Below are 15870 nucleotides of genomic sequence, written 5' to 3'. Positions count from 1 at the left end.
CGATAAATTTGACGGCGGCCGACATGAATCGCCCGCGCAGAAGCGCTCAGTCTTCCCAGGAAACGTTGGTCAGCACGTTGGAGGGAATAGGCTCGTTCTCCCACAGACCCCTAAGCTTCTTGTCCCAGACGCCGAGCTTCGGCATGACGAAGAGGAAGAGCGCCGGCACATCCTCGGCGAGAATGCTCTGCGCCTCGCCATAGAGCTTGTTCTGCTCGGCGGGATCGGTCGTGAGCTGGATCTTCTTCATCAGCTCGTTGAAGGCGGGGTTCTTGTAGTTGAAGTAGTAGGGGTCGCGCGAATAGATGTCGATGTCCATCGGCTCGGCATGGGCGACGATGGTCATGTCGTAGTCGCGGCCGCTGAAGACGTCCTGCACCCATTTCGCCGGAAATTCCGTCGGCTCGATATTCATCGTCACGCCGATATCGGCGAACATCGCCTGCATCACCTGCGCGCTGCGTGGCGCATAAGCCATCTGCGGCGTCTTGATGGTGAAGGTGAAACCATTTGGATAGCCGGCTTCGGCAAGCAGCGCCTTGGCCTTGGCTGCGTCGTAGGGCAGTGTGCCGGTGAGGTCCTTGTAGCCGGGGTCGTTCGGCGTGTAGTGGCTGCCGATGGCGGTCCCGAGGCCCGACCAGGCGCCCTCGATGATCGTCTTGCGGTCGAGCGCCATCATCAGTGCCTGACGCACGCGCTTGTCGTCGAAGGGCTTGCGCGTGTTGTTCATGCCGGCCACGACCTTCAGCTCGGTATTGCCGATCTTGGTCGTCAGTCGGGCATCGCCTGCGAAGGAATTCATGAGTTCAGGCGCTGCAAATTCCGGAAAGGCATCGACATCGCCGGCCTTGAGCGCCGCCGCTTCCGCCTGCGGATCGGAAATGAAGCGGAAGGTCACCTTCTCGAGCTTCACATCGACCGATTTGTTCCAGTAGTCCGGGTTCTTGACGAGATCGACATGGTCGCCCTTGGCCCAGGCGGAGAACTTGAACGGGCCGGTGCCGACGGGCGTCGTCTTGTCGTCGGCGGAGGATTTCGGTCCGACCATGACGGAGGAGGGCCAGCCGAGCCAGTAGAGAAGGCTGCCGGTCGGCGAGGAAAGATGCAGGACAAGCGTTTCCGCATCAGGCGTATCGATCGAGGCGATCGTCGCAAAGAAGCGCTTCTGCGGATTGACGGATTGGGCGCCGCGGGCGCGATCGAGCGTGAACTTGGCGGCGACGGAATCGAAGGCCTGGCCGTCATGGAATTTCACGCCGGTCTGCAGCTTGAAGGTATAGGTCAGCCCATCGGGCGAAATTTCCCAGCTCTTGGCAAGCTGCGGCACGATCTTGCCGTTTTCATTGATGGCAACCAACCCTTCGAAGATGTTCTGCCAGGTGACCTGGCCGATCGCGACAGGGGCGGCGATCGTCGGGTCGAGGCCAGTTGGCTCGACGCTCATGCCGAGATTGAGCGTCGTTTTCGCGGCTTCGGCAGGCGTCAGGCCCATCATCAGCAGACCGGCGGAAAGTGCGGCGCCATAGGCAAGCCGGCGCGCGACGTCGCCGAGGCTCCGGCGTGAAAACTTGGTCATCTCAGTTCCCTTGCTTTTGCCCGCTGGTCCGGCTTCCCTCCGGCCTGCGGTCTTTTCAACGATAGTGTCATCTGACATGCGCACACACAATTCCGAAAATGTGTGCTCGGTGTAGCCGAAATAGCTACACTGATTTTCGTGATTTACGCACCTGTTTCAATCCTGCCTCCCCTTGGCGGAAAGTTGCTGTCGCATGAAGCGTTCGATGAAGTCGAGCAGCTTGCCGGCAGCAAATGAAAGTTGGCGATCCGGCGCAACGCAAAGATCGACCGGCGTGCGCACCCCCTTGCCGCCGGCGACCGGCCGCGCCACGAGCTGGCCCGCCGCGATCTCTCTTTGAACGGTCAGTGCCGGCAGCATGGTGATCGCCGCGCCGCGCAAGACCAGTTCCTTCTGCATTTCCAGCGAGCTCGTTTCGAACACAGGGTCAAGGGTAAGCCCCTCGCGCTCGAACAGCGCGTCGAAAGCCTGCCTTGCACCGAAGGAGCGATCGGGGACGGCAAGTGCGCGTGCCGCGATCTCCGCAAGCGTGATCTCCCCGGCGGCGGCCAGCGGATGAGAGGTTGCTGCGATCACGTCATAGGTCAGCTCGGACCGCAGCCTTACCTTGGTGCCCGAAAGCGGCGGGGCAAACAGCGTCACCGCAATATCGGCTTCGGCATTGTTGACGGCTTCGATGGCGCCGCGGGCGCTGGTGATGGTCACTTCGAAGCGTAGCCGCGGATAGCGCAGGCTGAATTCGGCAAGCGCCGGAGCAAGGATATTGGCGACCGACGCGCCATTGGCATAAATGCTGACGGTGCCGCGCTGCAGACCCTTCAGGTCTTCGATCAGTTGATGAACGTGCTCGAGTTCGCGCAGCGTCCGGCCGGCGCGTGCCGCCAACAATTCGCCGGCGGCGGTCAATCTTATGCCTCGAGCGCTGCGTTCGACCAGCTGCGTGCCGAAGTGATATTCGAGGTTTTCGATCTGGCGGCTGATCGCCGTCGGCGCCACGTTCAGGTTTTCCGCCGCCTGCCGCATGGAACTGGTGCGCACCAGCTCGTCGAAATAGATCAGCGCGCGGATCTGCATGGGCAGGATCTCCGGCTTAGGCGGCGGGCTTGGCGAAGCGATCCCGCCATGCGGTCTGCCCGCCCTTAACGGGCAATGCCGTGGCCTCGTAGACGCCGCGCGCGATGGCGCGTGCCATGACGATCGCGGCGAGGTGGCAGAGTTCCATGAAGCTCGGGATGTCGTCGCGGATGTGTTTGCCGGTGGAGGCGGCAAACACGGTATCGCCGTCAAGCGGCAGATGCGTCGGCAAAAGCGCGCGGGCAAAGCCGTCGTGCGCGCAGATGGACAGGCGATGTGCCTCCGCCTTGGTCAATTGCGCATCGGTGACGACGGCGCCGATTGTCGTGGCGGTGATGTTGGTGCCCTTCAGACGCAGGCGCGAATCGATCGTGTGCGGCATACCAAGTCCGCCGAATTCGCCATTCTCCTCGAAAGGCGCCGCCCAGAAATGCGGGCCATCGCCAATGGTGGCCGCGCCGAGCGCATTGACCGCGACGATGGCGGCGATGCTGTATCCTCTGCTGCTGAAGGCGCTTGCCGAGCCGAGCCCGCCCTTGACCGTCGCAGTCGTCGCGCCGGTGCCGGCGCCGACCGTGCCGAGCGCGAACGGCCCCTTGGTGGCCGCCTTGAAGGCGGCATGGCCCATGTCGCGATAAGGCGAGTGCAGCCCCCAATCCTTGTTGCCGCCGTTGATGAGATCGAACAGGATCGCCTGCGGCACGATCGGTACCAGCGCATCACCGACCTTGAGGCCGCGGCCGATTTCCCGCAAGCCGGCCTGCACGCCGCCTGCGGCATCGAGCCCATAGGCCGAGCCGCCTGAAAGCACGAGAGCATCCACTGCGCCGACCGTCATCGCCGGGTCCAGCAATGCGGTATCCCGCCCGCCCGGCGCGCCGCCGAGAATGCTGCAGGAGGCAACCGCCGGCGCATCGAAGACAATGGCGGTGACGCCGGAGCCGAGCGCAAGGTCTGTGGAGTGACCAACGGCGACGCCTTCGACATCGGTCAGGAGATTAAGGAGGTCAGCCAATGAAAAATCCTTCGCCGTTACGAGCGCGAGGCCGTCATGGCGATAGGACCGCAAAGGGAATCAAAACACAAGATGGGATCGCTGGAGGGATGCGCCGTTAAGGCCGGGCCCGATGGTATGAGGTTCCGCCTGCGAAGCAGCTTCATGCCGGAAATCCGACGGAGGCGTGGTGGGCTCGCGCATGAAAAAGCCCCCACCTTAAGCGTTTCAAAAGGTGAGGGCGGGTGATGGGATTGGGTAAGAGCTTAGGCGAGCCGATCCATCAAACATGGATCGGCTTGGCCTGCTGGCGGGAAAGAAGATCGCGGATCGCAAGTCTCACTTCGTCCGCGTTTCTGAAATGCTGCTCGTCCAGGTCATGGACATGATATTTTACAGCGATGAACTTGAGCCGATCCTGGTCAGGAACGACGATGCCGACGGGAACGCCGGCGTACTCTATTACTTGCTTCTTCATAAATAGACTCCCTCTGCGCACGCACGGCGCAGACATGGCGAATTGACTGTTTGATTCCGGTAGGGAGGACGAACGTCACATTCGACAGCACGGGCGGGAGAGCGCGCCCGAACGGTCATGGCCAAGCACGGACCACCCAAGGATCGAAGCAATGGCTTTAAAATTCAGCATGTCACGTCCCTGGTTGGTGTTGTACTTGTGCGGGCTCCGAAAAGGAGCGCCGCGAACGATGCGTTATTGTCTATTATATTAGTAGACAATAACAATTTCATCTCCAGAAACATATTCCCAAAGATGTCAAAATGTCGACGATCGGTAAAATAAAATTCCGTATCTGGCTAACAGCGAAGAAGGACTTGGTGCTCTTCCGCGCGATGTCCCTTGTCGGAACGGCTCGCCGATCATCGACCAACAGATAGGAATTGGCAGGAGATTCGACAATGCCCCCGCGGCATTAAAATTCACTCGCCGCTAAAACACCTCAATGGTTAACGGCGCTAAGAACGACATCAAAATCCGTCTGCAAGCACCTTTTCCAGCGCCTTCACGAAGAAATCGGCACTTTCTGGCGCAAGGCAGAGCGGCGGCTTGATCTTCAACACGTTCAAGTGATCGCCGGTCGGCTGCATGATGACCCCGAGATCGAGCAGGCGCTCGCAGATCGCAGCCGTCTCTTCGGTGGCCGGTGCCAGCGTCTCGCGGTCGCGGACAAATTCCACGCCGAGATAAAGCCCCGTGCCATGCACGGCGCCGATCAACGGGAAGTGATCCATCAGCGCGATCAACCCGGCTTTCAGCCGGTCGCCGACCACGCGGGCGTTGTCCTGCAAGTTCTCGTCCTTGAGAACATCGAGAACAGTCAGCCCGACGACGCAGCTGACCGGGCTGCCGCCGGCGGAGGAGAAGAAATAGCCTTCCCTCTCCAATGATTCGGCGATCTCGCGGCGGGTAATGACGGCGCCGAGCGGGTGGCCGTTGCCCATGCCCTTGGCGATGGTGATGATGTCGGGCACGACGCCTTGGGTTTCGAAGCCCCAGAAGTGCTCGCCGAGACGGCCATAGCCGACCTGAACTTCGTCGGCGATGCAAAGGCCGCCGCGCTGGCGCACCGCATCGTAGACGCCGGCGAGATAGCCGTGCGGCAGGGCAATGCCGCCGGCATTGCCATAGACCGGCTCGGCGATGAAGCCGGCAAGCCCGTCACCCTTTTCGTCGATCGCCTGCAATTTGGCGGTGACGTCGTTGAGATAGTCATGCCCTGAATCAGGCCCGCGGAACGGGCCGCGATAGGTATTAGGGGAGAGGACGGGATGCACCCAGTCCGGACGCGTCGTCAGCGCCTGCGGATTGTCGGCAATCGAGGTGGAGACGGCATCGCTCGCAACCGTCCAGCCGTGATAGGCCTCCAGTAGGCAGAGGATGTTCCTCTTGCCGCTATGGGCCCAGGCAAGGCGGATGGCGAGATCGTTGGCTTCCGAGCCGCTATTGACGAGGAAGACGCTGTCTAATCCGTCAGGCGCGAGCATCGCCAACCGCTCGGAAAACTCGGCGACGGCGGCGTAATGGAAGCGGGAATTGGTATTGAGCCGCGACCATTGCTGGGCGATCGCCGCCGTCAGGCGCGGATGGGCATGGCCGAGCGTCGTGACATTGTTGACCATGTCGAGAAAGCAGCGGCCCTGCATGTCGAACAGGAATTCGCGCCAGCCGCGCTCGATCTGCGGCGGCATCTCGTAATAGTGCTTCTGCGGCTTGGCGAAGCGGGCATTGCGCAGCGATAGCAAGGCCGTCGTATCCGGTCGCGGCGCTTCACATGCCGGGTTCAGCAGCGCGACAGGCGAGGGAGAGACGGCCGACCAACCGTCCGCCTGATCTGCCGTCGCAAAGAGCGGCGGCACGAGGTTGGGCACGCGGCAAAGCTGCACGCGCAATCCTCCGATCGCCGAGCCTTCGCTACCGACCGTCCCCAAGGTCGCGCCCTGCTCGATGGCCGCTCCGTCCTCGACATTGCTCTCGATGCCATCGAGATGCAGGCTGATTTCTTCGCCGACCAGCACGAAATGCTGTCCCTGCCGCTGCAGCAGGCCGGCAAAGGGAGCCGCAACCGTGGCGCCCGCTGGCAGGCAGACATCGCAATGCAGGGCGAAATTCTGCGGCGGCGCCGTGTTGAGCGGAGCGGCGAGGGAGAGCCTGAATTCGCCGTAGCGGGTCGCCGCCGCCCCCGAGGCTATCGCCGTCTGGGCGAGCAGCCGCCAATCCATATCGGGTTTCTGCCAGTTGCCGTCGCTGAAGTCGGGCCCGCTGACGGAGAGATCGATCGCGGCGATCTGCGAGGGGTCGATATCCGGTAGGAGTGGCGACCAGCCATCCGTCGCGATCGGCGCGACATCGAAGCCGATCGCCTTGAGGATCGCCGCTTCCATGACGTCCGGCTGCGCCTCTGTTGCGACATCGAAGATTTCTCGCTCGAAATCGAGGTTGCCGCGCACATAGTCATTGTCGGGATCGATGGCGAGCTGCTGCTCGGTGCTCGCGGCAAGAATGACGGCGCGTGCGACGATCAGCGGCCAGAGCGCCTTGGCCTCCACTTCCTCGAGCGGGTAGATCGCATGATAGGCCTTGATCGCCGGAAGAATATGGAAGGGATTGCCGTCGGCGTGATGCAGTATCGAGGCACAGGTGACGGCGAGATCGCCCACCAGCCAGCCCTGGATAATGTCGCCGAAATCGATGACGCCATCGGGCACGAGTTGTCCGTGCGAATCGGGATGGCTGACGACATTGTCGTCGGTGACGTCGTGATGCACCGGCTGCACGCGCAATTCGCCCGCAAGCGGCTGGATGCGCTTGACGGCAGCCACCATCGCCTTGGCGATGCGGTCGCGCGCCTCATGGTCCGTGATCGCCGACAAGAGCTGCACGGCGACGGGGCCTGCCCGCCGCAGGTCCCATTGCAGGCTCCGATGCAGGCCGGGGTGATCGAAATCGGCGAGATCGCGAGCAAGCCTTGCCGAGAGAGCGCCGAGCCCGGCGACGGCCGCCGGCGACAGATGCTTGCGCTGCGTCAGCGTCCTGCCCGGGAGAAAGCCAAGCAGCCGAACGAGATAATCCTGTTCGCGCACGGTGATGGCGAGAATGTCGCGGCCGTTCAGGGAAGGCACGACATCGGGCACACGCGGCGCATCCGGTTTGCCATGCAGATGACGGATCGCGGCATTCTGCGCCTCAAGCTCGACCAGCTCGTATTCGGCGTGGCAGATCTTCAGCACATAGGCATTGTCGCCGGCATCGATACGATAGTTGCGATCCTGCTGGCTGCCGAGCTCGGTCAGCGCCCCGCTCAGGCCGTAATGCGTCTGCAGGATCTCGGCTGCTTCCTCCGGCGTCACGTCGGGTCTCGGCAGTTGCATACGGTTTACGAGCGTGGCGTCGGCCATGGCATCCCCCGGATGGTTCATTCGCATCGACACTAAACCATTCCATCTTAAAGAAAATTACCCAAAACAGATAGGGTCGTCGAGCGGAGAGGAGGAAGATAGGCCGCAGAATGCGGCCGGCCAGCCGTTATCTCCTATTCAACCTCGATGGAATAGCTGCAACCGGCCAGCGTCTTGCCCGGAAGCGAGTCGACGGTGGAGACGTTGAGCGAGATGCGCGTTTCCAGAACGGTATCGGAATTTTCCTGCTGGTCCTTGCGCGACAGGATGACCTTTTCACCGAGAAACTTGTTGGGCTGATCGACGGAAGCCGGCACGCCAAGCTGCTTCGCCAGGGGATGCGGATCTGCCTCGTCGAGCACGGCGAGCGGCCCGGTGGAGGCAAAGACGATCCGGCTCGTCTGCCGTCCGAAGACGGTCACCGGCGCGGAAAGCTGGAATTCGCGCAGGAGGGGATTGTCCGATGGAAGCTCGCTCATGCCGAACTGTTTCATGGCCGCAGCGCTTTCCGGCCCGGTCAGCCATAGGGCGAAATTATTATAGCTCGGCACGTCGTAGGTCGTGCATTCGATCAGCTTGGCGAGATCAATCCTGGAGGGGTCCTGCTCGGCGGTTTCGGCATGGGACACCGGCGCAGAGAGCAGGAACGCCGCGAGCAGCAGCATTCCCTTACGATAGAATGACATGTCTTTTCCTAATCCTTGACCGATTCAATATCGCATCGGTGATATCAAATCGCGCCCCGGAACGAAAAGAAAAGGGAGCGGGCCGAAATCGCGCGTTCGCGCCTCACCCCATGCGCTCGGAGGCGTATGAACCGGGGCTTGCCGGGAAGACGACGGTTCGGTTGCCGTTGAGGAAGGTGCGGAAGTGGATATGGGCATGGATGGCGCGGGCGAGAACCTGGCTCTCCACGTCGCGGCCGATCGAGACATAGTCGTCGGCCGACTGCGCATGTGTGATGCGCGCCGTGTCCTGTTCGATGATCGGACCTTCGTCGAGATCGGCCGTGACGTAATGCGCCGTCGCCCCGATCAGCTTCACGCCGCGCTCATAGGCCTGCTTGTAGGGGTTCGCCCCCTTGAAGGACGGCAGGAAGGAATGGTGGATGTTGATGATGCGGCCCGACATCTTCCGGCACATCGCATCCGACAGCACCTGCATGTAGCGCGCCAGCACGACAAGCTCGGTGCCGGTCTGCTCGACCAGATCCAGAAGCTGGGCTTCGGCTTGCGGCTTGTTGTCCTTCGTCACCTTGATGTGGTGGAAGGGGATATCGTGATTGACCACCACTTTCTGATAGTCGAAATGGTTGGAGACGACGCCGACGATGTCGATCGGCAGGGCGCCGATCTTCCAGCGATAGAGCAGGTCGTTGAGGCAATGGCCGAAGCGCGACACCATCAGCAGCACCTTCATGCGCTTTCTGCTGTCGTGGAATTCGGCGACCATGGCGAACTTGTCCGAGATCGGCTTGAAGCCTTCCACCAGCGCTGCCTCGCCGGCGCCTTCCTCGGAGATGAAGGAGACGCGCATGAAGAACATGCCGGTATCAAGATCGTCGAACTGGCTGGAATCGACGATGTTGCAGCCCTGTTCGGCCAGATAGTTCGAGATCGCCGCAACAATCCCGCGCGCCGACTGGCACGCAACTGTCAATACATAGCTCGTCATGTCTCTTCTCTCTTATATCGAGGATGCCGCCTGCTTAGATGAAATCACAGGTCCGGGAAATAGCTCCCCCTGCCATGTTTCGACCGATATTTAGGCAGGATGGTGTGGAAAAAGCCGTTCCTATTGCGCCTTCGGACGGCGCATCCCCGCCTCAGCCTGTCGTGGCCAGGGCGAGCTTCTGTGGTTGCCTTGCCTGCGTGCCCTCGTTGAATTTCAGGAACCCGACCAGAAGCCAGACAAGCCCGGCCGTTTTCATGGAGAAGATGGCAGTAGAGCCGATCATCAGGTTCAGGAAGAGAAAGAGGGAAAGCGCGTGGCCGAGGCGCCGCTGATTGACGGTTTCGCCGCCCGGATAGAGCGAGGCGTAAAGCCAGAATAGGATCAGCCCGAAAATGGTAGCGCCATAGATGATGTAGACATATCCGCTGTCGAAGAAGATGCCGACCTGGTCGAGCTGCAGGCCGATAGTGCTCTGCAGGTCCATGCCGAGAAAGGCCTTCACGGTGCCGTTGATGCGCCCGACGAAATTGTCGCCGGTCACGGTCGGCTTCAGGGCGTGGATGACGAAACCAACAACGATGATCACGGGCATCGTCAGAAGGTCCAGCGCCTTCGGAAGCCAGGGATAGATGAAATAGCCCGCAACGCAGATGAGGCTGAAGATCAGCATGGTGCGCGTGTCGTTCGTCAACAGGATCAGCACGACCGTCGAGAAAAACAGCAGCCGTTCCAGCAGTCCCAGCCGATTGGAAAAGCTGATCAGATACAGCACCATGACGCCGCAGAAATTGGCTAGAGAGACCTGTTCCAGAAAGATGGACGATGACCGATGGTCTATCAGGCCGAAAGAGAACCGGCCCTCGAAGCCGAGCGCGCCGCGAAACAGGCCGAGATCGCTGTAAGTGGCCGGCGGCACGCCGCGCGTGTTCTGGAAATATTCGGCCGGATGAAACAGCGCGACATATTCCTTTACCGACACGATTTCCAGGATGAGCACGGCAAGCACGATGAAGCATGAAATCTTGAAGGCGAGCTTGACGGTGCGCTCATTGGCCAGCCGCCCCATGATCGAAAAGGCGAAGATGATCATCACGTTGCGGAGGTGGTCGATATAGGCCTGCTTGTTGATGGCGATGACGAAAACCGTCAGCACTATGGTCAGCAGCAGGTAGAGGAGCGGCGCTATGTCCTCCTCATATATGCCTTTGGTCAGCAGATAGGTGAAAGCGGCGACCTGCAGCAATACTTCGGACAGCACGACCGAGCTCGGCGTCAGCGGCGTGATGTTGTGATTGATGAAAGCCAGGATGCAGTTATAGCAGACCGCCAGCAGCGAGATCGCAAGGATGACGAAGTTGATCGGCTGCTTCTCGCCTGAGCTTTGCATTGGATATCCGAGGTCGTGGCGTCTTTTTCGGCTGCGGGCACCATATCAGCCGGATGATTCGCGACAAAGAGTCGGCGGCTTGTCGCCGGTCATTTCGCCGATTTGACGAGCGCGCAGGACGGCGGGAGCGGTGTTTTCTTGCCCAGTCCTTCTATCAAAACCTTCATCTGTGGTTTGTCGCGGCCGTTACGCGGCTGGACATTCAGCGGTTCCTCCGGCGGCCACCAATCACCGGCTGCCCAGTAGCTCCAGCCGAGCCAGACGTCGCTATCGGCGTTCATGACGCCGATGAATTGCTTCAGCCCGTCAAGGCAGGTGTCATTGGCGGCCACGCCGAACTCACCGAGGAATCCGCGCTTGCCGTTCTTCCGCAGCCAGTCCGTGACGTCGCTCAGGCCTCTCTTGGCGTTCTCGGTGCCGTCGCAGACTGGATGCGTGCCGGAGCTGTCAGCATCCAGATACTGGTGGAATTCGAAGGCGTAGAAATCGATCGGGTCCTTGACGCCAAGCATCACGGTGCCATTGGCGCCCCCGCCCAGCACGTCGGTCGACCAGCTGTGCGCGCCGGTCCAGTTGGTGCCGGGCACGAGAATGAGGTTATGTGCGCCGACCGTGCGGATGCTGCGGATGGCGGTGTTTGCTGCTTCCAGCCAGTCGGGCGCCTTGATGTCGTGCGGCTCGTTCATCAGGCCGAAGGCGACGCCCTTGCGATTAGAGAACTCGACCGCAAGCCGTGCCCAGAAATCACCAAAGGCAAGATCGGTTACGGGAGCCTGTCCGATCTGGGTCTTGTCGTAATCGGCGTAATTGTGAGGGTCGAGAATGACGGCCATGCCGTGCTTCTGGATGAGGTCGACGGCATCCTTCAGCCGCTGCAGTTCGTCGCCGTTCAAAGGCTGGCCAAGCGTGGGCTGCAGCCGTTCCCAGCGGAAGGGCAGGCGGATGATGTTCATGCCCTTTCCGGCGAAATACCGGACCGTCTCCTCCGAAGGATAGGTGTAGTTCACATTGACGGCCCCATCACGCTCGCCATATTCCGCGCCGGAGAGATTGACGCCGCGATAGCACAACTGCGGCGCTGCAAGAACGCTTCCCGCCTGCGTTGCAAGAGCGAGCATGGATGCCGCGGCCAGAAGGCGGCGCAATGCTGTTGTCCTCTGTCCTGTCATTGCATGGTTCCCATATTCCGAGCGGATGTGCTTTTTCATAGGAATGATGGTGTTGAGCAATGATGAAAAGGCAGCTGCCATCGGCGCCCTCATCCCGATTTCCTTGGGGCGTCCTTAATATTCCGTTAGCCAAACATTTCTAAACTCAGGGCATCTGCTGCGTGGAATTCGCCTACGAAGCATTGAAAGTCTGACATGAGCTCAATGGAACGAAGCAAGAGATCGGACCGACTTGCGAGTTGGCGCGATAGCGAGCCGTCTGACGCGGCGCGCGACGGCCTGCGCGCGCGCAGCCCGATCTTGCGCCCGCGGGATTTCGTGGCCGCGGGCGAACCCGTTGCACACTCCGAAGAGCCCAGCGCGCCAGTCGCCGATGCTTTCGTTTCCGAAGGCCCATCGAAGAGACCTGATTTTGAGGAAGCTGTAGCCCCAGTCCCAGCTGCGCCGCCGATTGCCGCTGCGGCAGTCCCAAGTGCGGAGCAGATTCTAGTCGCTCCTTCGCCTTCCGCTACTCCTGTGACGTCGACACCATCGGCAAAGCTGCCTTTGCTCGATCTTCGATCCGCCATCGCTTCGATCTGGGCGAGGAAGTTTGTGGTTTTTGCGCTGGCAGGCGCCGGTGCCGTGCTGGGTGCCGCCGTCATTCCGCTTATCCCGCAGAAATTTACCGCCGAGACCAGTCTCTATTTCGACCCCCGCCCGGTCGGTGCCTCCGATTCCGCTCAGCAGGCTTCGACGGCGCCCGAGTTGATCACGACGATGATCGACAGCCAGACGCAGATTCTGTCTTCGGGCAAGGTGCTTGGCCGCGTTGTCGATGCGCTGAAGCTCGATCAGGACCCGAAATTCAATGGCGGCGCCACCGGCGAGGCGGCAAAATATGTCGCGGCCGCCGCCTTGGCGAAAGCCGTGCAGATCGCCCGCCAGGCCAGCACCTATGTCGTGACCGCGAAAGTCACGACGGGCGATCCGCAAAAATCGGCTGGGATTGCCAATCAGCTTGTAACCTCCTTCATGGCGGAGGAAAGCAAAGCGGCCTCGAACAGCTACAAGAGCAGCAACACGGCGCTGGATACGCGTCTTGAGGATCTGCGCCAGCAGGTGCTTTCGGCCGAAAAAGCGGTCGAAACCTATCGCGCCGACAACGATATGGTGGCCGTCGATGGCAATCTCATCTCCGACAAGCGTCTGACCGCTCTGAACGATTTGCTGGTCACGGCCCAGCAGAAGACCATCGAGGCAAGAGCCCGTGCCGATGCCGCCGGCAAGCTCAGCTTTGAGGATGTGGTCTCCAACAATCCGTCCGCGGGCGCGACATCGACGGCTTTGAGTAGCCTGCGGCAGCAATATGCGACGATGGCCGCCAATGTCGGCAGCCTTCAAAGCCAGCTCGGCGCCCGTCATCCCCGTCTGCTCGCCGCCAAATCATCGCTGGAAAGCCTGGGGGCGGAAATCCGAGCCGAATTGCAGCGGCAGATGACCTCGGCCCGCGCCGACTACGAGCAGGCGCAGAGGGCCGAGCAGGATATCGCCAAGGAACTTGCCGTGCAGAAGGCCTCGCAGGTCAATACGTCAGGCAAGCTCGTCGGCCTGAACGAGCTGCAGCGCAAGGCGACCGCGGCCCGCGATCTCTATGAATCGCTTCTGAAGCGGTCCGGCCAAGCAAGCGACGCGCAGGACCTGTCGCAAAGCAATATCCGCGTGATCTCCGAAGCGGAGCCGCCGCTGAAGGCGGACGGGCCGAGCAGGAAGGTGATGATGATCGCCGGCCTTATCGCCGGCGCAATGTTTGGTGCCGGTCTCGGCATGGCGTTCGCCATTCTCCTCGGCTTATTTCGGCATCCCGTTATCCGCGGCTACTTCGGCAAGTGATGCCGTCTATTCTTTTCGCGCCGGCGGCTTTTTTAGCATTGAGGATGCAATTGTGCGCCGACTGTTCTAAATGTAGATCGGCGCTGGGGATGATTGGATCTTGCTAATGGAAGCACGATACGATCATTAGGCGTCGTATGGTACTGTGTGAGACAATCTATGCGAGAAAAGCGGTGCGTTGCTCCGATGACTGGCGCCAGGGAAAGCTGAACGATGGTGCCCGCGGATAAACTCGTTCTGCCGTTTCTGGCTTTGCCCCGCTCGACCAAGCGCGCGCTCGCGCTGCTGGTCGATGCCAGCCTGTGTGTGCTGACGGTCTGGTTCGCCTACTGTCTGCGCCTCGACGATTGGGTCATCCTCGCGGGCGTCGAATGGCTGCCGGCCATCGTTTCGCTCCTGCTCGCCATTCCGATCTTTATCGTCCTCGGCCTTTATCGCGCCATTTTCCGCTATGCGGGTCTTTCGGCTTTCGTGACGGTCGTCAAAGCGGTGGCGATCTATGCGCTCGCCTTCATGACGATTTTTACCGCGATCAGCGTGCCGGGCGTGCCGCGCACGGTCGGCATATTGCAGCCTCTGCTGTTGCTGATCGCGATCGGCCTGTCGCGCATGTGGACACGCTACTGGCTCGGCAATGCCTATCAGCGTCTTCTCAATCGCAATCAGCTCGCCAAGGTGCTGATCTATGGCGCCGGCGCATCCGGGCGGCAGCTCGCGGGCGCCCTTGCCAACAGCGCGGAGCTCAACGTCGTCGGCTATCTCGACGATGACAGCAATCTGCACGGCAGCATCATGGGTGGGCTGCCGATCTACGATCCGGCCGATCTGCCGGCGCTGGTGGTCTCTGGCGAGATCAAGGGCGTGCTGCTGGCTCTGCCGAACGCCACGCGGCAGCGGCGCAACGAGATCCTCGAAGATATGCGCAAGGCCCGCGTCACGGTGCGGACCATGCCCGATCTGACGGCGCTTGCCCAGGGCCGCGTCGCGGTTTCGGATCTGCGCGAGCTCGATATCGAGGATCTGCTCGGCCGCAATGTCATCGCTCCCGATCGCGGCCTGATCGAGAAGAACATTCGCGGCAAGGTCGTCATGGTCACGGGCGCCGGCGGTTCGATCGGCAGCGAGCTCTGCCGCCAGATCCTGAAGAATGGCCCATCTTCCCTACTGCTCGTCGAGCAGAGTGAATTTGCTCTCTATGCTATTCACGGCGAGCTGGAGAAATCGGCTGTGTCCGCGGGCTATGCGGACGTCCGCATTATCCCCTTTCTCGCTTCCGTGCGCGATGGTCAGCGGATCAGGCAGATCATGGAAGCCTGGCATCCGAAGACCGTCTATCACGCGGCCGCCTACAAGCACGTGCCGCTCGTCGAGTACAACCCCGTCGCGGGCATCCGCAACAATGTGCTGGGAACACTGATAGCGGCCGAAGCCGCGCGCGATCACGGTGTCGAGAGTTTCGTCCTCATCAGCACCGACAAGGCCGTGCGTCCGACCAACATCATGGGGGCGAGCAAACGACTTGCGGAAATGGTATTGCAGGCGATGGACGCCGACCGCAAGCCGGGCGCCGAAGGCACGAATTTCGCGATGGTCCGTTTCGGCAACGTGCTTGGCTCCTCCGGTTCGGTCGTGCCGCTCTTTCGTCAGCAGATCCGCGATGGCGGACCGATCACGCTGACGCATCCCGATATCACCCGTTACTTCATGACCATTCCCGAGGCGTCGCAGCTTGTCATTCAGGCGGGAGCGATGTCGGGCGGCGGCGATGTCTTCCTGCTCGATATGGGCGAGCCGGTCCGCATCGCCGATCTCGCGCGCCGCATGGTGGAATTGTCCGGTCTGACCGTGCGCGACGAAGAGGAACCGGATGGCGATATCGAGCTTGAGATCACTGGCCTGCGGCCGGGCGAAAAGCTCTATGAGGAGCTGTTGATCGGCGACAACCCACAGCCGACCAGCCATCCGCGTATCATGCAGGCCAAGGAGGATTTCCTGCCCTGGACGGAGCTGTCGAAGCGGCTTGCCGCGCTTGAGGCGGCACTGGATGAAAACGACATACCGCTGGCGAGAATCTTGCTGCAGAAGCTCGTTTCCGGCTATGCGCCGAGCAGCGAAGTGGTCGATCTGGTCTATCGCGAACGTGAGACGGATCTGACGGTCGACCAGCCGAACCTCGACAACGTTGCACAGCTGTAGCCGCACGCAACGC

Annotated in this window: 11 protein-coding genes; 2 read left to right on the top strand and 9 right to left on the bottom strand. The window is 61.1% G+C overall.

Annotation, left to right across the window (positions count from 1 at the left end; all coding sequences use genetic code 11):
* Positions 1-46 precede the first annotated feature (46 nt).
* From BJ928_RS06790 to BJ928_RS06750, 9 genes are all read right to left on the bottom strand, one after another.
* Positions 47-1576, bottom strand: coding sequence for an ABC transporter substrate-binding protein (locus tag BJ928_RS06790; RefSeq protein WP_047635002.1), 1530 nt, complete (start codon positions 1574-1576; stop codon positions 47-49).
* Between the two features lie 156 nt (positions 1577-1732).
* The gene (locus BJ928_RS06785) at positions 1733-2650 is read right to left on the bottom strand and encodes a LysR family transcriptional regulator (protein ID WP_047635004.1); all 918 of its coding nucleotides are present in this window, start codon (positions 2648-2650) and stop codon (positions 1733-1735) included.
* A 16-nt stretch (positions 2651-2666) separates the two neighbouring features.
* Positions 2667-3665, bottom strand: a complete 999-nt coding sequence (locus BJ928_RS06780; protein ID WP_047635041.1) for a P1 family peptidase — start codon at positions 3663-3665, stop codon at positions 2667-2669.
* A 262-nt stretch (positions 3666-3927) separates the two neighbouring features.
* The gene (locus BJ928_RS06775; protein ID WP_034489296.1) at positions 3928-4122 is read right to left on the bottom strand and encodes a hypothetical protein; all 195 of its coding nucleotides are present in this window, start codon (positions 4120-4122) and stop codon (positions 3928-3930) included.
* Positions 4123-4631: 509 nt separating this feature from the next.
* Positions 4632-7559, bottom strand: coding sequence for an aminotransferase (locus BJ928_RS06770; protein WP_047635045.1), 2928 nt, complete (start codon positions 7557-7559; stop codon positions 4632-4634).
* 134 nt (positions 7560-7693) lie between these two features.
* Positions 7694-8245: a hypothetical protein gene (locus BJ928_RS06765; protein WP_047635006.1), complete on the bottom strand. Its 552-nt coding sequence runs from the start codon at positions 8243-8245 to the stop codon at positions 7694-7696.
* 103 nt (positions 8246-8348) lie between these two features.
* Complete coding sequence (gene purU / locus BJ928_RS06760; protein WP_120296438.1) at positions 8349-9233, bottom strand: formyltetrahydrofolate deformylase; 885 nt, start codon at positions 9231-9233, stop codon at positions 8349-8351.
* A 151-nt stretch (positions 9234-9384) separates the two neighbouring features.
* Entirely contained in the window at positions 9385-10620 is a 1236-nt protein-coding gene (locus BJ928_RS06755; RefSeq protein WP_047628684.1) for a hypothetical protein, read from the bottom strand.
* Positions 10621-10709: 89 nt separating this feature from the next.
* Positions 10710-11738, bottom strand: a complete 1029-nt coding sequence (locus BJ928_RS06750; RefSeq protein ID WP_245432245.1) for a glycoside hydrolase family 5 protein — start codon at positions 11736-11738, stop codon at positions 10710-10712.
* Positions 11739-11984: 246 nt separating this feature from the next.
* Between BJ928_RS06750 and BJ928_RS06745 the strand changes: the two genes are divergently transcribed.
* Together BJ928_RS06745 and BJ928_RS06740 are read left to right on the top strand one after the other, a co-directional pair.
* Positions 11985-13661, top strand: coding sequence for a GumC family protein (locus tag BJ928_RS06745; protein ID WP_047628683.1), 1677 nt, complete (start codon positions 11985-11987; stop codon positions 13659-13661).
* Positions 13662-13874: 213 nt separating this feature from the next.
* Complete coding sequence (locus BJ928_RS06740) at positions 13875-15857, top strand: nucleoside-diphosphate sugar epimerase/dehydratase (RefSeq protein WP_047628682.1); 1983 nt, start codon at positions 13875-13877, stop codon at positions 15855-15857.
* Positions 15858-15870: the final 13 nt, after the last annotated feature.

The organism is Rhizobium sp. WW_1 (assembly GCF_003610155.1).
Lineage (GTDB): Bacteria > Pseudomonadota > Alphaproteobacteria > Rhizobiales > Rhizobiaceae > Rhizobium > Rhizobium tropici_A.
The sequence above is the reverse complement of the archived record's forward strand: the minus strand, read 5'-3'. Positions and strand labels throughout refer to the sequence as shown.